Origin of the sequence: Shewanella sp. AS16, from assembly GCF_021412365.1 — a bacterium.
Taxonomy (GTDB): domain Bacteria; phylum Pseudomonadota; class Gammaproteobacteria; order Enterobacterales; family Shewanellaceae; genus Shewanella; species Shewanella salipaludis.
In genome coordinates, this window is record NZ_JAKCLK010000001.1 from 530322 (window position 1) to 552199 (window position 21878).

Sequence of the window (21878 nt, forward strand, 5' to 3'; positions counted from 1 at the left end):
TGCTGTGACTCTCGGGTCACTCTAGTACGGCGGCTATCACCCGCGCAGCATGACGCTTGGTCTGACCGCCGATTTGTCTGAGGCTCAGTTCTCCATCCAGGGCCAAAACAGCAGGAGCCTGAGGTGATTCAGGCTCCTAGATAGAGAATAGGCGATTCTTACTTGAGGTGGATACTCATGTTGGGACCCGTGCCTATGTCCGACTCGAACCAACGGGCCGTGATGGTCTTGGTCTCAGTGTAGAAACGCACCGCCTGTTTGCCATAGGCGTGTTGATCGCCGTAGAAGCTGCCCTTCCAACCTGTGAAGGAGAAGAAAGGCAGAGGCACAGGGATAGGCACGTTGATACCGACCTGACCTACTTCTATCTCATGCTGGTATTTGCGTGCCGCGGCGCCGCTGGCGGTGAAGATAGAGGTACCGTTGCCGTAGGGGCTGTTGTTGACCAGCTCTATGGCCTCTTCCAGCGTCTCGGCTTCCATACAGCAGAGCACAGGGCCGAAGATCTCTTCCTTGTAGATGCTCATGTCCGTGGTGACCTTGTCGAACAGGGTTGGACCTATCCAATTGCCCGACTCATGGCCTTCGAGACTGAAGTCGCTGCCATCGAGCAGACAGTCGGCGCCTTCATCCTTGCCTTGCTGTATCAGTTTCAGCACTCTCTGTTTGGCCGCCGGACTGATCACAGGACCATAACCCGCTTGTGGATCGTTCCACAGACCGGGGCGCACCTTGGCCAGGGCTTCCTTGAGCTCGGGCAGCCATTCTTTGGCGGCACCGACAAAGACTGCGACCGAAAGCGCCATGCAGCGCTGACCGGCGGCACCGACCGAGGCCCCCACCAGGTTATTGATCACTTGCTGCTTGTTGGCATCCGGCATGATGACACAATGGTTCTTGGCACCGGCGAAGGCCTGTACCCGCTTGAGGTTGTCTGTGCCCGTCTTGTAGATGTACTGACCTACGCCGACCGAGCCGACGAAGGAAATGGCCTTGATGGCGGGATCCCGCAGCAGAATATCCACCGCCGTCTTGTCGCCATGCACCAATTGCAATACGCCCTTGGGGGCACCCGCCTGTTCGAACAGCTCCACCAGACGCTGGGGCGTCATGGGATCTTGCTCGGATGGCTTGAGGATGAAGGTGTTACCGCAGGCGATGGCCAGGGGGAACATCCACAGGGGGATCATCGCCGGAAAGTTGAAGGGCGTAATACCGGCACAGACACCCAGAGGTTGGGTGTAGCTGTAGGTATCTATGGAACGGGCGACGTTCTCGACGGTTTCACCCATCAAGAGCGAAGCCACGTTACAGGCATGCTCGGCCACTTCTATGCCGCGCCAGACATCGCCCTTGGCATCTTCGAAGGTCTTGCCGGTTTCCTGGGACAAGATGGTCGCCAGTTCGTCGTGATGTTCTTTCAGCAAATGTTGGTAGCGCAACATGACCCGCGCGCGCTCGGACACAGGCACTTCTTTCCAGCTCTTGAAGGCCGTCTTGGCACTGGCGATGGCGCTATGCACTTCGTCTGCGGTGGCGCAGTTGATCAGGGCTATGGTTTCGTTGTTGGCCGGGTTGGTCACGGCGATTTGCTGACTGCCGTTACCGACGACGAACTCACCGTTTATGTAGTGCTTTACTTGTGTAGTCATCTTGCTTCCCTTTACTGAGAGTGATGAGCCGGCGGCGCCTTTATTATGCTCTGGTGGCTCGCCGGCCTGATACAGAGTCTTGTTTGAACTTAACGCGTTGTTAGACCTCTATGGCCATGGCCGTGGCTTCACCGCCGCCTATGCATAACGAGGCCACGCCGCGTTTCAGGCCACGGGCCTTGAGGGCATGGATCAGGGTCACCAACAGACGGGCACCCGAGCAGCCTATGGGATGACCCAGGGCACAGGCACCGCCGTTGACGTTGATCTTGGCCATGTCCAGACCCAATTCTGACTGGGCCAGCATGGTCACCATGGCGAAGGCTTCATTGATCTCGTACAGATCCACATCATCCTTGCTCCAATCTAGCTTGCTCAGCAGCTTGCCTATGGCGCCCACTGGGGCCGTGGTAAACATCGACGGCTCCTGGGCATGGGTGCTGTGGCCCTTGATGGTGGCCAACACTTCCAGCCCCAAACTGTCGGCCTTGGCGCGGGTCATCAGCAGCAAGGCGGCTGCACCATCGGAAATCGAGCTCGAGTTGGCGGCCGTGATGGTGCCGTCTTTAGCGAATGCCGGGCGCAAGCCGGGGATCTTCTCCGGACGGGCATTGCCGGGTTGCTCGTCGGTATCTATTGTGACTTCGCCGCGGCGATCGCTGACGGTGACAGGCACTATCTCTTCCCTGAAGGCGCCGGATTGGATGGCGGCGTTGGCTTTTTCCAGCGAACTCAGGGCGAAGGCATCCATCTGTTCGCGGCTAATGCCGAAATCATCGGCGGTCTTCTGGGCGAAAGTACCCATGGCGCCGCCCGTGTAGGCATCTTCCAGGCCGTCGAGGAACATGTGGTCCATGACCTTGCCATGCCCCATGCGCATGCCGCCACGGGCCTTATCCAGCAGATAAGGCGCCTGGCTCATGTTCTCCATGCCGCCAGCGATCACTATCTCACTGCTGCCGGCCTTGATCACATCGTGGGCCAACATCACGGTCTTCATGCCCGAGCCACAGACCTTGTTGACTGTGCTGGCGCCGACCGACAAAGGCAAGCCGCCACCGAGTGCCGCCTGGCGCGCCGGAGCCTGGCCTAAACCTGCGGGCAGGACGCAACCCATCAAGACTTCGTCGACCTGCTCACCCGCCAGACCCGTTTGCGCCAGCAGCCCTTTGATGGCGGTGGCGGCCAGTGCCGGTGAAGTGACTCCGGCCAATGCGCCCTGAAAGCCACCCATGGGGGTGCGCTTGGCGGCAACAATAACAATATCTTGACTCAACGCCTGTGTACTCATAACAACTCCACTCAGTGTTTGCCTCCAGGCCCAAATTCAGGGTGTCCTGGAATTCATAATAAAGCTAACTTACCTCACTCTGACGTTTACGCGAACGTAAAGCAAGTAGTCCTTGGTCTAATCGGCCAATTCGGCCAGGAATCTTTTGTCACTCAGAATTTACACCCGGATAGGGCCCCCTGCGCCCATGCCTTAAGACAGGGACGGGTACCTGGGCCATGCGTCCGGCTCGGGGGAAATTTGGCTGCTGCGACAAGCCATTGGCACGCAAGCGAGCACGAGTCAGCTGTCCGGCGTGGCGTACAGAGGCGGCATTATCCGGGATGCAACAGGGAAAGAAGTGTGCTGCCCTGGCCTGCAACATGACGGGTTGCAGGCCAGGGCAGAGGCAAGGGCTGGCGCTATCGGCTAGGAATGCTTGCTTTCCCAGGGGGTGATGGCTGTCATGTCGCTCAAGTCGTAGGGGGTGAGCTGATACACATAGTAGTTGAGCCAGTTGCTGATCAGCAGGCTGCCATGACTATGCCAACGTGCCACCGGCGGTTTGGCGGCATCGTCCCCGGGGTAATAATTCTGCGGGATCTGCGGCGCCAGTCCGGCGGCCAGATCCCTGTGATATTCGTCGTTCAGGGTCGATTTATGGTACTCGGGGTGCCCCATGACGAACAGGTTGCGGTTGTTCTTGCTCAACACCAGATAGGCGCCGGCTTGATCCGACTCGGCCAAGACCTGCAGATCCGGGTGTTGCCGCAACTGCGCCAGGCTCATCTCGGCAAAGCGCGAGTGCGGCGCGAAGAACTCATCATCGAAGCCCCGCAGCAAGGGAAAATGCTCAGAGGTGCGCTTATGGTTATAGACCCCGGAACGCTTCTTCTCGAGCAAGGTACGGTTCAGGCCATAGAGATGAAACAGGCCGGCGTGGGCCGCCCAGCAGAGAAACAACACAGAGGTGACATGCCGCTGCGACCAGTCGATGATCTCGCGGATATGGTCCCAATAACTTACATCTTCAAATTCCACCTGCCCGAGGGGGGCGCCCGTGATGATGAGGCCGTCATAATTGTTGTGGCGCACCTCCTCGAAGTCACGGTAGAAATTATTCATATGATCTATCGAGGTGTGCCTGGATGCCTTATCGTGGATCCGCAGCAAGTCCACCCCCACCTGCAGTGGCGTATTCCCCAGCAGACGCAGTAGTTGGGTCTCTGTCTCTATCTTATTGGGCATAAGATTGAGGATCAGCACCCTCATGGGCCTGATATCTTGATTTGCGGCCCGGGTTTCGGACATCACAAAAATATTTTCCGACTCTAGCACTTCTGCGGCAGGCAGGTTGTCTGGAATTCTGACCGGCATATGACGCCTCTTTCTCTGGGTTTATCTAAGGACGGCTCCCCCGGGAGCCGTCTGTGCGATTCACTAGTTCGGCGTCTGGACCGCGGCCCGGCAGTCTAGGAACCGACCTTATCCAACATGACGGACAAGGGGACAAGCGCATTCGGATCCAGGCTATAGGCCTGGGTATTGATGAACAGCAACTTGTCATTCAACATGATTTTGGCCCCGACGGCATAGGTATGTCCGGCGATAAAGGCCGTCCTCGGCAGGACAAACTCGAACCGGGTCGGCGTGGCTAGCTCCGACATGGTCACGCTCGCCAGTATCTGTGCCGGTACATCCATCTTGGACACGTCTTTCACTTCTATGCTCAACTCGGCCGCCGCAGGCAAGGCGATGCGTTCACTAAACCAGATCTGTCCGGAAATGATCTCAGTGGCGTCACTGGCCTCCAGGATTTCATGTTTATCTGCGGGCGTACAAGCCGGCAGTCCCCCCATACAGGCCAGTATCACCAAGACCGCCGACACTAGGCCATGTCTATGTATATGTCTATGGCTGAAACTCATCTTCATTCCCCCATCATACCCAAAGACTTCCAGATGTCTACACGTCTTAACCATACTTTTCTTCATCCAGCGCAAGCATCAAACATGAGGCATCAAACATGAGGCAACAAAAAAGGAGCCCATGGCTCCTTTTCACTGAATGACTGAGGTTAGAAAGTATAACCAACGCTCAGCATATACACCCAGGGATCCACGTCTGTGTCTATCTTAACGGCCTGATCACCCAGGTTGAATTTGACCTCTGTGTCTATCTTGGCATACCAGACCGAGGCATTGACCAGCCAATTCTTGTCGATCTTATAGTCCAACCCAAGCTGTCCGGCCAGGCCCCAGGAGTTGCTCATGCTCAAGTCGCTCAGGCCCAAGGCCTTGGCTTCATCGGTGAAATCATTGTCGAAGAAGTTGGTGTAATTCACCCCCAGACCTATGTAGGGGCGCAATGCCGACTGCGCCGTACCGAAGTAGTACTGAGCGACCAGAGTCGGTGGCAACTGCTTGGTGTCGGCGATTTTACCCAGACCTGCCAGGGAGACATCGTGGCTGAACGGCGTTGCCGCCAATAACTCCAGGCCAAGGTTATCCGTCAGCATGTAGGCAAAATTCAATCCCAACTGAGTGTCGTTACTCACGGAAAATTCACCCAGACCGGCAACATCCTCACTCGACTCATTGGGCGCCACCATGGCGGCACCGGCACGGACTATGATATCGCCGGCCTGATGGGCAAAGGCGGAAGCAGAGATGCCGGAGCAGAGTAAGGCGCTGGCAATGAGGCAGGAAGTTAAGGTTTTATTCATCATGATCTCCAGTAGCATAAACTCAGAACTATGAGCTAGCTTATTGTTATGTATTAATTTGTCTGGAGGCAGAATGTCAGATCCCCTGAGGGGTTTTCTTGATCTAAATCAGTAGCCGGACTAAATGTGTGGGTAAAGCGAACGACTTGGGATCTGGATCACAGGCTAAGTCGGTGCAAGTCTGAGTTGCGGATAACGCGTCAGCCAGGCTTTGGCCTGCAGGCGTTGTTCGAACACAGTCCTGTCCCGCCGGGCATTGGCTGTCAGTTGCAGTGAAAACAAGCCATGCCAGCCGAAGACGCTGACCAGTCTCACCTGCGCTGGGTCGAGTGCGGTGCTGCCCGCTTCCTTGAGGGGAATCGCCATGTCTTCCCTCAGCGCCACCCCGACGGCGGTTTCCTGCTCGGGCCAGAAGCCCATGGCATCTTCGGTCGAGCGATAAGGCCGGTCGGCATTTCTCAGGTGCATCCTGGCCTGGTTCTTCACCGACCAGGGATATTCGGGCGCCAGCAGCCGCAGGCGCGCCTCCAGCCTGGCATCACGCTCGCGGGAAGTGTCTTTCGCACAGAAGTAGATGAAGTCTATGTCGTTGAGGCTCGAAGCCGGATAGCCATGTAAGTTATCCCACACCAGGTCCCGCACAAAGCCCGCCGCCAGCAGCCAGTCAGTCAGCCTCTCCTCCGAGGCCAATTGCCTCGCGGCCATGAGTGCCAGCAGGCGCGCCTCGTCCCGGCCGAGCCAATGCAGCAACCTGGCTTCGGGTTCGAAAGCATGCCCCTCTTGCCTCTCTTGCCCCTCTTGCCTATGTATAGTCATAGGCATATGTCTCCCTGCGTCTAACATAATTCATGTCCATCATAAGCATACAGAATAGGCATGCAGAATAGGCATACAGAAGTGGCTATGCCCGCCTGCCGCTGTGTTTGCCACTGCGCATGCCGCCGTGGCCGCAAAAAAAAAAGAGCCGCGACTGCGGCTATCCAAGCTCAAAGACGCCTCCCATGAAGGGAGGAGCCACTCAGACTGCGTCTGGCTGCAGCTCCGGCGCCGCCTGGCTGAAGGCCGGCAGCTTATTACAATTTGTCCAGATCCGCATTATGTTGGGGTAGGCACTCAGGTCGACATTGAAACGCTGGGCATTATACACCTGGGGCACCAGGCAGACATCGGCCAGGGTGATGCTGTCACCGAAGCAATACTCTCCCGCATGTTGCTCGAGCAACGCTTCGAAGGCACCGAAGCCTTCATGGATCCAATGTTGATACCAGCTGTTCTTGGCCGCCTCATCCAACCCCATGGGCCCCGTCAGGTATTGCAACACCCGCAAGTTGTTCAGTGGATGGATCTCACAGGCGATCGCCAGCGCCATGGCCCGCACTCTGGCGCGCTCGGCACTCATTGCCGGCAACAGAGGGCAATCATTATAGGTTTCATCCAGATATTCTATGATGGCCAGGGACTGGGACAAGACCAAAGGCGTGTCTGTGCCCTCGCCCACCACCAGGGTGGGCACCAACTGCTGGGGATTGAGGCTGGCGAAGTCGGCCTTGTGCTGCTCGCCGCCGTCACGTACCAGATGCACGGACACTTGCTCGGCCTCCAGTCCTTTGAGGTTGAGGGCGATACGCACCCTATAAGCGGCACTCGAGCGCCAGTAACCATAGAGTTTCAGCATTTTCATCTCCTTATAAAAAACGGGGCAAATACCTGGTATCAGCCCCGTCGTATCAACTTAAGTTGGTGTTAGCCTTTGTATTCGACGACCTGCTGGTCGATCGAACCGAAGATGCTGTGATTGTTATCGTCCAACATTTCGATGCGCACCCGGTCGCCGAAGCGCATGAACGGCGTGCTGGCCTTACCCTCGGCGATCACTTCCAGCATGCGCTTCTCTGCCAGACAGCTAGAGCCGGCGCTGCGATCATAATTGGAAATGGTTCCTGAGCCGACTATGGCACCCGCGCCCAAGGGGCGCGTCTTGGCGACATGGGACACCAGCTGGCTGAAGTTGAAGGTCATGTCGACGCCGGCATTGGGGCGACCGAACAGACTGCCGTTCAAATGGGTTATCAGCGGCAGGTGTACCTTGGAGTCCTGCCAGCGATCGCCCAGCTCGTCCGGCGTCACGGCCACAGGCGAGAAGCTGCTCGAAGGTTTGGACTGGAAGAAGCCGAAGCCCTTGGCCAGTTCACCCGGGATCAGGTTACGCAGCGACACGTCGTTGACCAACATCAACAGCTTGATGTGCTCTGCGGCGGCTTCTGGGGAGACGCCCATGGGGACATCATCGGTGATCACCGCAATTTCCGACTCGAAATCTATGCCCCAATCTTCACTGCCGAGGGCGATATCCGCCTTGGGAGCGATGAAACTGTCTGAGCCGCCCTGGTAAAAGAGTGGATCTGTCCAGAAGGTTTCCGGCATCTCGGCACCGCGCGCCTTGCGAACCAACTCGACATGGTTGACATAGGCGCTGCCATCGGCCCACTGGTAGGCGCGTGGCAAGGGCGACAGGCATTTGGCCTCATCGAAATCGACGGCATTATCCAGCTTGCCTTCGTTCAGCGCCTCGTACAGCTCCTGCAGCTGAGGCTTGAGCAGATCCCAGGCATCCAGCAACTGCTGCAGCGTGTGGGCTATGGCCGGCACTGCGACAGCCTTGGTCAAATCTTTGCTGACCAACATCAACTGGCCATCACGGCGGCCATTGTCATAACTTGCGAGTTTCATATCTGCTCCTGTGCTTATTCTGCTTGACGGACAGGCTTGCGATTCAAGCCTTCTCCCGCCTCTATTCCCGGTACCCGGGCACGCATTCCTGGGCTTATTGGGCGTAGGAATACCCTATGTCCGGCAAGATTCCTATAGCGTGACCCGAATCACATTAACTCGGGCACGGCATGCTTTTGTAAACTTATAATTACGCATCAGGTTTTCGACGACTTATAGGGGGCTTGCGCCACCGTTCCGTTCAAAAAGCCAACGCTCCGGTGGCAAATTCAATTTACAGCCCTATTTGCGCTTACTTATCTTATATTCCCTGAGCTTGTTGGCGATGGCCGTATGCGACACCCCGAGCTTCTTCGCCAGCTGACGTGTGCTGGGATAGGCGGGGTACAGGCGGCGCAACAGGCTGGCTTCGAATTGTTTCATCGCCTCATCCAGGCTGCCCTCGAACTGATTATCGAAATAACCGAATCCTTCGGCATAGGAAGGCAGTTTCAGCTGCTCGACCGTGAGTTCCGTCGAGCCATCCCACATGGACACGGCCCTGAATACCGCATTCTTCAGCTGGCGCACATTGCCCGGCCAGGCATAGCTGAGCAAGTGATCCCGGCATTGGGCCGAGATCCGCCGCATCGGGCTGGACAGCTGCTGGCTGTAATGCTCGAGGAACATCTCGGTCAGCGGAATGATGTCGACCTTGCGCTCGCGCAGTGACGGCATGTGGTAGCTGAGCACATGGATGCGGTAATAGAGATCTTCGCGAAACTCCCCCGTTTGGCATAGCTCGGCGAGATTCTTCTGGGTCGAACATATGATGCGCACATCGGCACGCACTTCCTCGTCGCCGCCTATGCGCCTGAAGGTACCATCCTGCAGCAAACGCAACAGCTTGACCTGGGCCGCCTTGGACATCTCGGCGATTTCATCCAGGAATATGGTGCCGCCCTTGGCCTCTTCGAAGAAGCCACGCTTAACCACGGCCCCCTTGCTGACGTAACCGAACAATTCCTCTTCGGCGGCGCTGTCCGGCAAGGCGGCACAGTTGATGGCGATGAAGGGATGTTCGCGGCGCATGCTGGCGTCATGACTGGCCCTGGCCATCAATTCCTTGCCCGTGCCGGTTTCACCCGTGATCAACAGAGGGGCATCCAACTGGGCCATGCGCCTGGCTTGCTTGAGCACGTCTTTCATCTTGTCGCTGACCGCCAGCACGTTCTCAAATCCTGTGGTCTGGTTCTGCAACGCATTGAACTGCTTGCCTACCCTGGCCGGCGACTTGAGCGACACCACGGCGCCTGCGAGTATGGTCTTGTCATTCTCGTCGGGTAAATAGATGGGCAGCATCTCGGCCAGGTATTCGTTGGGGCCTATCTGGACCCGGGTCGCCTGGGCCAGCACCTGGGATTCACTCAACCAACGCCCGAAGTTGAAGCCCTGCACCCAATGGTTGATGGACTCGTCCAACACCTCATGCTCGGCCATCCCCAGGGTCAGCAGCGCGGACTCGTTGACTATGCAGATCCTGCCCTTGGTATCGATCGAAAACACCGAGTCGGGCAAGGTCTTGAGCAGGGTCTTGAGGGCGTAATGTTCCTGCTCCGAGGGCATGAAAGACACGGTACGCACATCGTGGACGCTCTCCACCTTGCGTATCTGCGGCATCAATTCACTCAAGGTATTGAAGCCGATCTCGGCAAATTGCAAGTACAAGAATCCCTGGTTGCTCGCATCTATGGCGATCAGATTGATATGGTAGCGCTCCAGCACCACCAAGATATCTTTCGCCAATCCAACACGATCCTGACAACTAACTTCCAAGCGCATAATGCTGATGTTCCCTGTTTTTAGATTCGATTTATGGGATAAACACGCCGAGTTCTCTCACTATGAACGGCCATAGTGGCATTTAAGAGTACAGCTCGTAGGGCTGACAGCGGCCGATGAAAATGCGCCTATACGTTAGAAGGTTATCTCAAATGTGGCAAGTGATGTTTACAGCAGATTTGTAACAAGGGAATAATATCAGTGCCAAACATGATGTAAGACACTGATCAATATCTGAAATATGTTAATCGAGCAACTGGTCTGTCTTGGCGGCCATGATGAAATCGTTCTTATGCAGCCCCTTGATGGAATGAGACCACCAAGTCACTGTCACCTTGCCCCATTCGGTCAGGATCCCGGGATGGTGAAACTCGGCTTCCGCCAGATCCGCCAGTTTATTGGTGAAAGCCATGGCGAGTTTGAAATTCTTGAACTTGTATACACGTTCGAGCTGCATTATGCCGTCACGCACTTCCACTCCCCAGTCGGGGATCATGCGCACCAACTCGGCCAATTCCTGATCTGTGACCTTGGGGGCATCCGCCTGGCAGGCTTCACATTTCATCTCGGATAATACTGTCATCACAACTCCTACTGTCTTTATTGTTCGCTTCGGCCAATAGCCTATCTGATTGTTCTGATCGTTAGCTGGCCTTGGATTTAGGCTCAAACTTGGGGGCAAACAGCCCAAGTTTACGTGCTTCTTGCACCGCCGCCATGATGTCCATCCTGGCGATCTCATCGAGGAAATCTATGTGCTCTATGACATAGTAAATCGGCTGCATTATATCGATTCGATAAGGGGTACGCAGCACATCGATAAGCTCAAACGGCTTACGCTCGGGCACATCGCTCAGGGCGTACAAGGTTTCCCCAGGCGAGCTCAGGATACCGCCACCATAGATACGCAGAGGTTCATTCTTGGCCTGCACCAGACCAAATTCTATGGTGAACCAATAGAGACGCGCCAGGAATACCCTTTCTTCCTTGCTGGCGGCCAGGCCCAATTTACCGTACATATGGGAAAAATTGGCGAAAGCCGGATTAGTCAGCAAAGGACAGTGGCCGAATATCTCATGGAAAATATCCGGCTCCTGCAGGTAATCGAATTCTTCCTTGCGGCGAATGAAGGTCGCCACGGGAAACTCTTTGTTGGCCAACAATTCGAAGAAACGCCCGAAGGAGATCAGTGCCGGCACGGCCGCCGTCTTCCAACCTGTGGTTTCCAGCAACACTCTATCTATCTCGGCCAGCTGCGGGATCCTGTCGGTTGGCATGGCCAGGGCGTCCAGCCCCTGAATATATTCATCACAGGCGCGTCCCGGTAAATTGACTGCCTGACGCGCATATAATTGACCCCAGATGTCATGTTCTTCCTGGGGATAGTGGATAAAGCCTGTGGCGTCGGCCTGCCGCGCCAGGTAAGGAGTACCTTTATTCATCATATTCACTTCGCTCTACTGCAATGCCCTCATAGTGTTCCAAGGTTAGATTTTTGTTAACTCCCCCTGCCGATATTGTCGGTTCGTAAAGCGACGACAAACGTAAACTAATACTGACATGCACGCCAACAGCCAGAGGCATGGGCGTTTGCCGAGCAGCAACAGTGGCGGCATTTGTTGACAGAGGAAGATCTCAGGCTTGTTGCCCAGGCGAAAAATCTTGTCCGAATCGCTAAAATTTAACCTTTGGAAATGGCTTTTCAGCCCAGCTCCTTTACAATAACCGCCATTCACATTCGGGGTTAAGCCTTAAGGGAAAGAATGAAACAAGATAACATACGCAAAGCCGTCATTCCGGTTGCCGGTCTGGGGACCCGCATGTTGCCCGCCACCAAGGCCATCCCCAAGGAGATGCTGCCCGTGGTGGATAAGCCTTTGATCCAATACGTGGTCAGCGAAGCCATCGCCGCCGGGATCAAGGAAATAGTGCTGGTAACCCACGCCAGTAAGAATTCCATCGAAAACCATTTCGACACCAGCTTCGAGCTCGAGGCCCAACTGGAGCGCAGGGTCAAGCGCCAGCTGCTGGATGCGGTGCAGTCTATCTGCCCTAAAGATGTGACCATCATCAGCGTACGTCAATCACAGGCCAAGGGCCTGGGGCACGCCATCCTCTGTGCCCGCTCGGTAGTGGGCGATGCCCCCTTCGCCGTGCTGCTGCCGGACGTATTGATAGATGAAGCCAGCTGCGATCTGCAATGGGATAACCTAGCTTCCATGGTGCAACGCTTCAACGACACCAATGTCGGCCAAATCATGGTCGAAGGCGTGCCCCATCAGCTGGTAGACCAATACGGCATAGCCGATGTCAATGGCCATGATCTCAAGCCCGGCGAGTCCGAACCTCTGGTCGAGCTGGTCGAGAAGCCGGCGATCGACGAAGCGCCGTCGAACCTGGCCGTCGTCGGCCGCTATGTGCTGCCGGCCAGCATCTGGCCCCTGCTGGCCAAGACCCCTGCCGGTGCCGGCGATGAGATCCAACTGACGGATGCCATCGCCATGCTGATGGAACAGGAACAGGTCAACGCCTACTATATGCAGGGCAAGAGTCATGACTGCGGCAATAAGCAGGGCTACATGAGAGCCAATATAGAACATGCACTGCGTCATCAAGAGATAGGCGAAGAGCTTGGGATTTACCTTAAAGAACTAGTCAAAGGATTGAAATAATGGGTGTTTTAGTTACCGGTGGCGCAGGTTATATCGGCAGTCATACTCTGGTCGAGCTGCTGAACGCGGGCCATGAGGTCATAGTGCTGGACAATCTGTCCAATTCCTGTGTCGAAGCCCTGGCGCGGGTGGAGCAGATAACCGGCAAGAGCCCGATTTTCTACCAGGGTGACATACTCAACAAGGCCCTGTTACAGAAAGTCTTTCGCGACAATCAGATAGAAGCCGTCATTCACTTTGCCGGCTTGAAAGCCGTCGGCGAATCCGTCGCCAAGCCGCTCAAGTATTACGAGAATAATGTCACAGGCACTCTGGAGCTATGTCAGGTGATGGCCGAATTCGGGGTCAAGAAGCTGGTATTCAGTTCTTCGGCGACCGTTTATGGCGATCCCGCCAGCTTGCCCATCACGGAGGATTTCCCGACCGGCGCCACCAATCCCTATGGTCGCTCCAAGCTGATGGTCGAGCAGATACTGGCGGATTTGGCCAGGACCGATGCCAGCTGGAATATTGCCTGCCTGCGTTATTTCAACCCGGTCGGGGCTCACGCCAGTGGTCTGATTGGCGAAGATCCCAACGATATCCCCAACAATCTGATGCCCTTCATCGCCCAGGTGGCGATAGGCAAGCGCGAACTGCTCAGCGTGTTCGGCGGCGATTATCCGACCCCAGACGGCACAGGAGTCAGGGACTATATTCATGTGGTCGACTTGGCCCAGGGCCATCTGAAGGCCTTGGCTAAACTCGCCGGCAACCCAGGACTCGTGACTTACAATCTGGGAACAGGTCAGGGTTACAGCGTACTGGAGATGCTCCGGGCCTTCGAGAAGGTCTGTGGCAAGCCAATAAACTACAAGATAGTCGAGCGCCGTCCCGGTGATATCGCCGCCTGCTACGCGGATCCTACCCTCGCCAGAGAGGACTTGCATTGGCAGGCGAGCCATAGCCTGGAAGACATGGTCAGCAGCAGTTGGCACTGGCAATCGTCAAACCCCAATGGTTACAAACACTAACTCATGCCGGCGCCGGCAGCCAAATATCTGGCGGCCTGGCGCCAAATATTTGTGGTTTTGTTAGCGAAAAAATCCGGTTAACATTCGTCTTATCTTTGCTTAACAAGACCAGACTATGTTCAAAAAAAAGAAGCCAACTGCGGCCCTCACCTTCATCGCCCAAGGCACTAAACTGACAGGCATGACAGAGTTCAGCGGCGATGCCTTGATCGGCGGCGAGCTCAACGGCAGTGTCTATTCTGAGGCCAATATCACCATAGAGCTCAATGGCTGCATCCAGGGCGAAGTCAAATGTCATGAGCTGAAGGTGGCGGGTTTTTTCAACGGCAAGTTGGCATGTGACAAGCTCATCATCACAGGCAGCGGCACCCTGGAAGGCGAGATCAGCTGCACCAGCATGGAAATTTACGACGGTGGGCAATTCATAGGCACCAGGGTAAAAGAGCAGCTGATGCTACTCGACTCGGCATCCAGGACGGCTGACGTCGCTGAGGGCGGGCAAGATTGCGACTTTGCCGAGGCCGCCGGCGCCTGACAGCGAGGGCCTAAGGGTTTCCAGGCGCAGCCGGCAAGCTGAAGGCGGCGATCCTTTGGCGCAGCAAGCGCACGAACTCTGCGCTATCACGGTCCAAGCTGTCTTTGGGAATATACAAGTGGTAGCCAAGATGCGCATTCAAGGTCTGGCATCTATGGCCAAACATCGCCAGCACCCCGCGGTATCTGTCACCCTCGACAAGCAGCGGGGTAAATTCGGCACCGAGATAATGCTCCAAGGACTGCAGATCTTCATCCTGGGTGGCCGCCGTCATCAACAGCGGCCGCTGCTCCGTCAGTAAGCCCGTGGCCAATCTGGGGGAGATGTTATCCAACACGGGATTGAGTCGCTTCAATTTTATGCCGACATAAGGCAATTCTATCAACTCCATGCCCTGGGTTAGCCTGGGAACATCGACCCTGTGGATGTTGTCCCAGGCCACGAACACGCTGCCGCGCCTGTGATGGTAATTCAGCCCCGAGGGCGTGAGCTCCATGCTGGTCTCGGGTTCGTACAGCTTGGCCAGCCCCAACAGCAGGCCGACGGCCCCCAGAGAAAACAGGAGTAATCCGGCGGCAAACAAGCCAGGGTAGCCCAGCAGCAAGCTCAGCCCCAGCAACAGGCTGACGCCGCCCCCAAGTGATAGGGTCAGGCCATTGCGTTTGGAAAAGGGCCGCACGGCAAAGATATCGCTTTCACTCTTCACTCTGGTCTTGCTCCTGTTTGAGTTTAAACCACAACTGTCCCAGATACTCGTGAATGGCGCGCTGGCTGGCCAACAGATGCCTGGCATCGAGTCGCCACCAATAATCCTCCCTGGCAAGAAAATCCGTCGGCGCCGCCTCCGGCTGCAAGCCCTGGGCGGTAAAAATCTGCATGCTTCTCGGCATGTGAGTCGCAGACGTGACCAAACGGAAAGGGGCATCGGCTATCTGAAACTTGGCATATTCGGCTTCTTCTATCGTATCTCTGGCGAGCGGCAACAGCAGTATCTTATCTTCGGCAACCCCGAGTTCCATGGCCGCATCGGCCATCACCCTGGCATGGGAGCGACTGTTCGTTTCACCATTCCAGCCGCTGACCATGAGTTTACAATCCTGCCCCAGCGTCAACTGCCGCAGCCCCTCGGTGAGCCTTGCCAGGGCAACGGGAGACAATTGTTGTGTCGCACTGCCGGCCAGGCTGTCGTCATGGCCTGAGCCCAACACCATCACCAGGCAAGCCCCAGAAATGGCCTGGTTGTTGACGCCATAACTGGATTCCAGCGGTCTGAGCAGCAGATTGCTGCCCCAGACGCTGCTGAGCAGCACCAGGAGTGTCAGCGCCAGCAACAATAGGGGACGGGCGAGGCGACGATGTCGCCAGAAGAAGAATACGAGCAGGAGCAGCAGACAAATCAAGGGAACCGGCATCGCCAGCTGTGACAGAAGTTTCTTAACCCAGAACATAGGCATCCTCGAGAGCACGGATAAAGACTGAGGCACGGGTCGGGCCAAAGCCGTGAGCCCGGGACGTGCGAGTGCGCCATGCTAACATGGAAACACCCCCGGCTTCATCCGACTAACGGCGAATGAAGCCAGACTCAGTCCCTAGCTTTCGGCGCCGGCGTCCGGCATCAGGCCTTCTGCCACAACCAGGCCGCCCCCCGCACTCCGGAGGAACAACCGTAGAGGTTCTGTACCACAGGGGTACGACACTCGCCGCCCAAGACATACTTGGACAGGAGATCCGGTAATCTGGGGTAGATGGCATCAATATTCGACATGCCGCCACCCAGCACTATGGCATCGGGATCCAGCATGTTGATCACATGTGCAAGAGAGCGGGCCAGCCTGTCCATGTAACGCTCAAACGCCTGGTTGGCAGCGGCATCGCCCTTGGCGACCAAGGCCATGATATCGGCGCCCGAGGTCAAGGCCTGACCCGTGGCGGCATTGTAATCTCGTACGAAGCCGGTGCCTGATATGAAGGTCTCGATGCAATCCTTGTTGCCACAGAAACAGCTGGTGCTGTTGAATTCCGCCGCCGTCATCCAAGGCAGGGGATTATGGCCCCATTCGCCACCTATGCCGTTGCCGCCGCCATGAACCTTGCCGTTGATGGCTATGCCGGCGCCGCAACCCGTGCCTATGATCACGCCAAACACCACACCTTTACCTGCGGCGGCGCCATCGACGGCCTCCGATACCGCGAAGCAATTGGCATCGTTGGCAACCCGAACCTCACGGTTCAGCCTGGCACCGAGATCCAAGTCCAGCGGATGACCGTTTATCCAGGTGGAATTGGCATTTTTCACCAGACCGGAAAAGGGGGACACCACGCCAGGGATGCCAACCCCGACCGTGCCTGTGATCCCGAGACTGGCCTCGGCATCCAACACCAGGGTGGTAACTGCATCCAAGGTCGCCTGGTATTCTCTGGGAGTGGGGACGCGCTTACGGTACAGCTCACGTCCCTCATCACACAAGGCTACCAGTTCTATTTTTGTTCCACCCAGATCGACGCCCATGCGCATCATCAGTCACTCTCCGCTTATCAGTGTAAACTCGGTCCCAGGCATATAGGCCTGCCGAGCGTGAATGTTATTTTGCCCAGCCCGGCGCTGTCGCAATAAAGTAGGGGTTTAAAATCTCTGCCTTCTGGTTATACCTCAATGGCTCGTCTGTGCCATAACGAATCACCCTGCCCCCGGCGGCCTCCAGCACGGCCTGGGCCGCGGCCGTATCCCATTCGCTGGTGGGCCCCAGTCTGGGGTAAATATCCGCCGCCCCTTCCGCCAGCAGACAAAACTTGAGCGAGCTGCCGACACTGAGCAAGCTATGGGCGCCCAGCGCCTCTAGATAGGCCGCAAGTCCTGAGCTGGCGTGGGAGCGGCTGCCGACGACTATCGGCTCGGGCCGAACGGCATCTGTCTTGCCTGCGCCATCCAGGCGTATCGTCTCGCCTTGGTGCACTAACCAGGCACCGCTTGCCAATGACCCCAGATAACACTTGTCGAGCACGGGCGCATAAACCACCCCGGCAATGGCGCGGCCTTGATGGATCAAGGCGATGTTGACGGTAAACTCGCCATTGCGCTTGAGAAATTCCTTGGTGCCATCCAGAGGATCTATCAGCCAGTAAGTCGACCAATGGCGACGAACCTCCCAGGGAATATCCGCCGCTTCTTCCGACATCACAGGATATTGAGGGAACTGGCGCGTCAGGGCAGCGACTATCGACTCATGACTGGCAATATCGGCCGCAGTCACAGGGCTGGCATCCGCCTTATGCGCCACTTGCACCTCAGTCTGCCCATAGACTCTGAGTATGGCCTCTCCGGCCTGCAACGCGATAGCGGCAACCTGGTCCAACTGTTCCCGCGAAAGTATCTCTGATGTCACAGCTTAATTCCTTGAAATATTGAGGCGTCGTTGCATTATGCCATCTTGCCGGACGGGAATTAATAACATATTCGTCATATATTGATCAAAAGATACTAAGCCAAGGGCCCATGGCTGAAAAGCCTTGCAGGCCGGGTTGCATTCGTATTCACCCATGCCCGCCCCAGCCATGGCCCCAAAGAAGCAGCCATGGCCCCAAAGAAGCAGCCATGGCCCCAAAGAAATGGCCCCCAAGCAACAACAATCTGAGTTCGAACCCGGGACAGGGATAAAAGATCAAAACCGACAACCGGCAACACAACAGGAGCAGAGGCCATGGCATGCTTGAGACCCATGCTCCTGCATGCAAACCCTTGGCTGCGCCCTGCCCCGCAAGATAAGCCAAGATCATTTTCCCTGAGCCCAGGCAGGCATTCACGATAAAAACCAGGGCCTTGGGGAGAAATAGCTGACATTTCAAACAAACAGCACCCCATCCCCACAGCGAAAACAGAAAATAAAGCTATACAAAAAAGCGAACTGTGTTAACCTGGAACCCGGCCTGTGATTCAGACCTATTTATAAGCAATATTATGTTTTTGAAAACCTTCGCTGCACCGTGTATTTTGTTTGCCGTCATGAAGCTTTCCACTCATAACTTATCATCAACATAAATAATTCTATTTCCGGCTGTATCCCGCATAATTGCGAATTATTTGATTGAAAATTTTGGAGACATTCATGTCTAAAACTACTGGTGTAGTTAAATGGTTTAACGAAGATAAAGGTTTCGGTTTCATTTCTCCTGACAATGGCGGCGCCGACGCATTCGTTCATTTCCGCGCTATCGTTTCGGATGGTTTCAAAACCTTAGCCGAAGGTCAAAAGGTTTCTTTTGACGTAGAGCAAGGCCAAAAAGGCCCACAAGCTGCGAACGTTGTTGTTCTGTAATTAGAACCGCACCCGCAGAAAAATGCCAGCTTATGCTGGCATTTTTTATGGGCGTAATTTAGTCTTTAATCATGATGTTATCCCTTCAATGAGCCGCGCTAGCGTCCTCAGCCCTGCAGCAGATACTCTTCGGCCTTCTCTACCCTTCTGGGTTTCCCCACCAATAACAAGATATCACCGGCCTGGATCAACCAACTGGCATCCGGGTGATCCACTTCCGCGCCGCCGCGCCGCACCGCCCTCAGCTCCACCTTGAGTTTCTCCCAGGGGATATCGGCCAGACTCTTGCCGACAGCATTGGCTTCCCTGGGCAAGGCGACCGCATGCAGCAACTCCAGGGTGAAGTCGGTCTCAGTGCCGGAAAAGAAGCCATGCAAATATTGATAATGATTGCGCCGCTCAAACTCGAGCCGTTTCAGGATCCGCGCCAGCGGCACCCCGCATTGATACAGTACCTGGGACACCAACATCAGGCTGCCTTCGAGGGACTCGGGGATCACTTGGCTGGCACCGGCCTTTTCCAGCTCTTCCAGGCCAACACTGTCACGGGTACGCACCAAGATCTTGGCCTCAGGCGCCAGAGTCTTGCAGAGCGGCAAGACTTCTTCCAGGCTTCTGGAGTCGTAGAAAGTCACCACCACCATCTTCGCCTGCCGCACCCCGGATTGCTTTAGGATGCTGCGCTTACAGGCATCACCGAAATAGACAGGCTCGCCGCCACGCCTTGCCTCCGAGACCCGGGTGGGGTCGAGATCCAGCACCCTATAGGGCACGGCTTCCGTCTTGAGGAATCTGGCTATGGTCTGGCCGACCCGGCCATAACCCAGAATAAGCACCAGCTCTTTGACATCTTGCATGGCGTCATCCGGCTTTTCCATCACCACCCTGGGGCCAAGCCCCTGGGCCCAGCGGCCAATGTTCACACTGTGGCGCACCAGCCAGGGAGCGAGCGACATGGATAAGACGGCCACCATCACGAATATGGTGCTGACCTCCTTATCCAGGAGTTGATAATTGACCGCCAGCGCCAGCGCCACGAAACTGAATTCCCCCACCTGGGCCAGCGTCATGCCGGTGCTGAGCGCTATCCTGACGGGCTCGCCGATCAAGCGCAGCAAGCCATAGACGATCGCCGTCTTGCCCAGGATAACCGCCGACAGGATCAGGAGAATCTGCCACCAGTAATGCAGCACCAAGGCGAAATCCAACAGCATACCGATGGAAATGAAAAATAGCCCCATCAGCAGATCCCGAAACGGCCGTATGTCCGCCTCCAGCTGACGACGATACTGGCTCTCCCCCAATAGCATCCCCGCCATGAAGGCCCCCAACGCCATGGACAGCCCCAACCATTGAGTCAGGACCCCGGTCAACAGGGCCACCACCAAGGTCGACAGCACGAACAGCTCATTGGAGCGGGAGCGGGCGACCTCATCGAATACCCTGGGCAGGGCCCATTTGCCGAACGCCATCAAGACGATGAAGGCCAGTATGCCTTTCACCAGTGCCAGTAGTATGGGGATGAAATCCAGAGGCTCGCCATCGGCGGCCAGCAGGGGCAGCAAGATCAGCAGGGGCACCACGGCCAGGTCCTGAAACAACAACACACTGACGGAAAGCTCACCATGACGTCGCCTGAGCCAACTCTGTTCATTGAGCAGCTTAAGCACGATAGCCGTCGAAGATAAGGCGACGGCCGAGCCTATGATCAGTGCCTCGGCCAAGGTACGGGAGCACAGCCAGGCGATGGCCATGCTCAGTAGGGTCGTGATGGCCACTTGGGCGAAACCCAGGCCGAACACGGTGCGCCGCATGGCCCAGAGCCTGGGCACTGAGAATTCCAGCCCCAGGGTAAACATGAGTAACACCACCCCCAGCTCGGCCACCGACTGCATCTGCTGCTGGCTGAACCAATGAAAGCCGCTCGGGCCACTGACGACCCCGGTCAGGAGATAGGCCAGAATCGCCGGCAACCCCAGACGCCGCAACAGGGCGATGCTGACGATGGCGATGACCAGCATCAGTAAGATCTGAATGAGAAAACTGTGTTCCATGCGCCGTCTAAGCCCCCAGTCAATATACTGACATAGGTATAGCGTTAAGGGTAACTACAAGATTAACTGAATGACAAATAAAGACAAATTTAATTAAAAAGATATTCGGCATGTTCTTTGCTTGTTTATTAACTATTATCAACCTCCCCGCTGGAGCAAGCTATGGATTTTGGCCTGACGACCGAGCTATTCCCGAATGAATACCGCTATCGGCCAACCTTGGCCGCCAATGACAAGCCCATGATAGATCTGGTGCAAGTCATACAAGGGCTGCATATGAGTTTGGATCCCAGGACAGTTTTTGCCTGTTACGGCAATGTGCTGGGACAACACTTGCCGGTCATGGGCGTAGACTTGTCGCTTGCCCAGCAGGAATTCAGCTGGGGCAGTCCCCATGGCATCAGCATGAGCCGCTACCTGGATTATGGCGATCGCGCCCTCAGCCTGAATTACAAGCTACAAAGCCTGCTGACCCAGCAACAGCTGGCCTTGCTGCAGGACATAGAGGCCCTGCTGTTGCAACCTCTGCTCAATGCGGTGCAATACCAGGCCATGTCCACCCAGGCCATGTTCGACTCGCTCACAGGGCTGGGAAACCGTCACTATTACCAAGAGAGCGTGAAGACGGCCGTCGCCCGCAGCCAACGCAACTTGGGGCAGGTTTCACTGGTGATCCTGGATCTGGATAACTTCAAGCAACTCAACGATTGCTTCGGCCATGCCTGCGGTGACAGCATACTCAAGGTCTTTGGCGAATTGCTCAATGAGTCTATCCGTAACACAGATCAGGCATTTCGTATCGGCGGGGATGAATTCGTGGTGCTGGTACAGGGCGATGCCCATGCTGCCGCCATCTTGTGTGAACGTATCATAAGTAAGATGCTCCAACAGCCGTTGCTGATGCGCTTCGAGGTGAAGGCCAGTCTGGGGGTCGCCCAATTGGCCGAGGAACAGGAGCATCACCAGCTCTATGAATTGGCCGACAGGGCACTATACCAGGCCAAGGCCGCCGGCAGAAACTGTTACCGGGTCAGCATGACCGACTATGATGAAGAGAGGATCAGTGCCTGAATGCCGCCCGCCTTCCCCCGAG

At 56.0% G+C, this 21878-nt stretch carries 21 protein-coding genes; 5 read left to right on the forward strand and 16 right to left on the reverse strand.

Features of this window, described 5'->3' with window-relative positions; genetic code table 11:
• Positions 1-158 precede the first annotated feature (158 nt).
• From LZP73_RS02440 to phhA, 11 genes are all read right to left on the reverse strand, one after another.
• Positions 159-1652, reverse strand: a complete 1494-nt coding sequence (locus LZP73_RS02440; RefSeq protein ID WP_234232881.1) for a CoA-acylating methylmalonate-semialdehyde dehydrogenase — start codon at positions 1650-1652, stop codon at positions 159-161.
• A gap of 100 nt (positions 1653-1752) precedes the next feature.
• Positions 1753-2943 carry a thiolase family protein gene (locus LZP73_RS02445; protein WP_234232882.1) on the reverse strand — a complete coding sequence of 397 codons (1191 nt, stop codon included), beginning with the start codon at positions 2941-2943 and terminating at the stop codon, positions 1753-1755.
• A 408-nt stretch (positions 2944-3351) separates the two neighbouring features.
• The gene (gene metA, locus LZP73_RS02450) at positions 3352-4299 is read right to left on the reverse strand and encodes a homoserine O-acetyltransferase MetA (RefSeq protein ID WP_234232883.1); all 948 of its coding nucleotides are present in this window, start codon (positions 4297-4299) and stop codon (positions 3352-3354) included.
• A 95-nt stretch (positions 4300-4394) separates the two neighbouring features.
• The gene (locus LZP73_RS02455; RefSeq protein ID WP_234232884.1) at positions 4395-4856 is read right to left on the reverse strand and encodes a YbaY family lipoprotein; all 462 of its coding nucleotides are present in this window, start codon (positions 4854-4856) and stop codon (positions 4395-4397) included.
• Between the two features lie 143 nt (positions 4857-4999).
• Entirely contained in the window at positions 5000-5650 is a 651-nt protein-coding gene (gene ompW / locus LZP73_RS02460) for an outer membrane protein OmpW (protein WP_234232885.1), read from the reverse strand.
• Positions 5651-5812: 162 nt separating this feature from the next.
• Positions 5813-6469, reverse strand: a complete 657-nt coding sequence (locus tag LZP73_RS02465; RefSeq protein ID WP_234232886.1) for a nucleotidyltransferase family protein — start codon at positions 6467-6469, stop codon at positions 5813-5815.
• A gap of 196 nt (positions 6470-6665) precedes the next feature.
• Positions 6666-7319: a maleylacetoacetate isomerase gene (gene maiA, locus LZP73_RS02470; RefSeq protein ID WP_234233320.1), complete on the reverse strand. Its 654-nt coding sequence runs from the start codon at positions 7317-7319 to the stop codon at positions 6666-6668.
• Between the two features lie 71 nt (positions 7320-7390).
• Positions 7391-8377 (reverse strand): fumarylacetoacetate hydrolase family protein, encoded by a 987-nt coding sequence (locus LZP73_RS02475; protein WP_169563206.1) that lies wholly within the window; start codon positions 8375-8377, stop codon positions 7391-7393.
• A 282-nt stretch (positions 8378-8659) separates the two neighbouring features.
• The gene (tyrR, locus tag LZP73_RS02480; RefSeq protein ID WP_234232887.1) at positions 8660-10198 is read right to left on the reverse strand and encodes a transcriptional regulator TyrR; all 1539 of its coding nucleotides are present in this window, start codon (positions 10196-10198) and stop codon (positions 8660-8662) included.
• Between the two features lie 244 nt (positions 10199-10442).
• Positions 10443-10781, reverse strand: coding sequence for a 4a-hydroxytetrahydrobiopterin dehydratase (locus LZP73_RS02485; RefSeq protein WP_169563208.1), 339 nt, complete (start codon positions 10779-10781; stop codon positions 10443-10445).
• 61 nt (positions 10782-10842) lie between these two features.
• The gene (phhA, locus tag LZP73_RS02490) at positions 10843-11640 is read right to left on the reverse strand and encodes a phenylalanine 4-monooxygenase (RefSeq protein ID WP_234233321.1); all 798 of its coding nucleotides are present in this window, start codon (positions 11638-11640) and stop codon (positions 10843-10845) included.
• A 321-nt stretch (positions 11641-11961) separates the two neighbouring features.
• On the opposite strand from phhA, the gene galU reads away from it, so the two are divergent.
• The 3 genes from galU to LZP73_RS02505 all read left to right on the forward strand — a co-directional run bounded on the left by galU (position 11962) and on the right by LZP73_RS02505 (position 14418).
• A complete protein-coding gene (gene galU / locus LZP73_RS02495; RefSeq protein ID WP_234232888.1) occupies positions 11962-12870 on the forward strand; it encodes a UTP--glucose-1-phosphate uridylyltransferase GalU in 909 nt (302 codons plus the stop codon).
• The gene (gene galE, locus LZP73_RS02500) at positions 12870-13883 is read left to right on the forward strand and encodes a UDP-glucose 4-epimerase GalE (protein ID WP_234232889.1); all 1014 of its coding nucleotides are present in this window, start codon (positions 12870-12872) and stop codon (positions 13881-13883) included. The genes galU and galE overlap by 1 nt, the downstream gene beginning before the upstream one ends.
• 115 nt (positions 13884-13998) lie before the next feature.
• Positions 13999-14418 carry a bactofilin family protein gene (locus tag LZP73_RS02505; protein WP_234232890.1) on the forward strand — a complete coding sequence of 140 codons (420 nt, stop codon included), beginning with the start codon at positions 13999-14001 and terminating at the stop codon, positions 14416-14418.
• Positions 14419-14428: 10 nt separating this feature from the next.
• Here the strand turns inward: LZP73_RS02505 and LZP73_RS02510 are convergent, their stop codons facing one another.
• The 4 genes from LZP73_RS02510 to cysQ form a co-directional block, all read right to left on the reverse strand.
• Positions 14429-15124, reverse strand: a complete 696-nt coding sequence (locus LZP73_RS02510; RefSeq protein ID WP_234232891.1) for a DUF2982 domain-containing protein — start codon at positions 15122-15124, stop codon at positions 14429-14431.
• The gene (locus tag LZP73_RS02515; protein ID WP_234232892.1) at positions 15114-15866 is read right to left on the reverse strand and encodes a YdcF family protein; all 753 of its coding nucleotides are present in this window, start codon (positions 15864-15866) and stop codon (positions 15114-15116) included. Before LZP73_RS02515 ends, LZP73_RS02510 begins: the two co-directional genes overlap by 11 nt.
• Before the next feature lie 167 nt (positions 15867-16033).
• Entirely contained in the window at positions 16034-16936 is a 903-nt protein-coding gene (mak, locus tag LZP73_RS02520; protein WP_234232893.1) for a fructokinase, read from the reverse strand.
• Between the two features lie 64 nt (positions 16937-17000).
• Positions 17001-17801 (reverse strand): 3'(2'),5'-bisphosphate nucleotidase CysQ, encoded by an 801-nt coding sequence (gene cysQ, locus LZP73_RS02525; protein ID WP_234232894.1) that lies wholly within the window; start codon positions 17799-17801, stop codon positions 17001-17003.
• A 720-nt stretch (positions 17802-18521) separates the two neighbouring features.
• Here cysQ and cspE point away from each other — a divergent pair.
• Entirely contained in the window at positions 18522-18731 is a 210-nt protein-coding gene (gene cspE, locus LZP73_RS02530) for a transcription antiterminator/RNA stability regulator CspE (RefSeq protein WP_234232895.1), read from the forward strand.
• Positions 18732-18838: 107 nt separating this feature from the next.
• Here cspE and LZP73_RS02535 read toward each other — a convergent pair whose 3' ends face one another.
• A complete protein-coding gene (locus LZP73_RS02535; RefSeq protein WP_234232896.1) occupies positions 18839-20785 on the reverse strand; it encodes a monovalent cation:proton antiporter family protein in 1947 nt (648 codons plus the stop codon).
• A gap of 162 nt (positions 20786-20947) precedes the next feature.
• On the opposite strand from LZP73_RS02535, the gene dgcS reads away from it, so the two are divergent.
• Complete coding sequence (dgcS, locus tag LZP73_RS02540) at positions 20948-21856, forward strand: diguanylate cyclase DgcS (RefSeq protein ID WP_234232897.1); 909 nt, start codon at positions 20948-20950, stop codon at positions 21854-21856.
• The last annotated feature ends 22 nt before the right edge of the window (positions 21857-21878 follow it).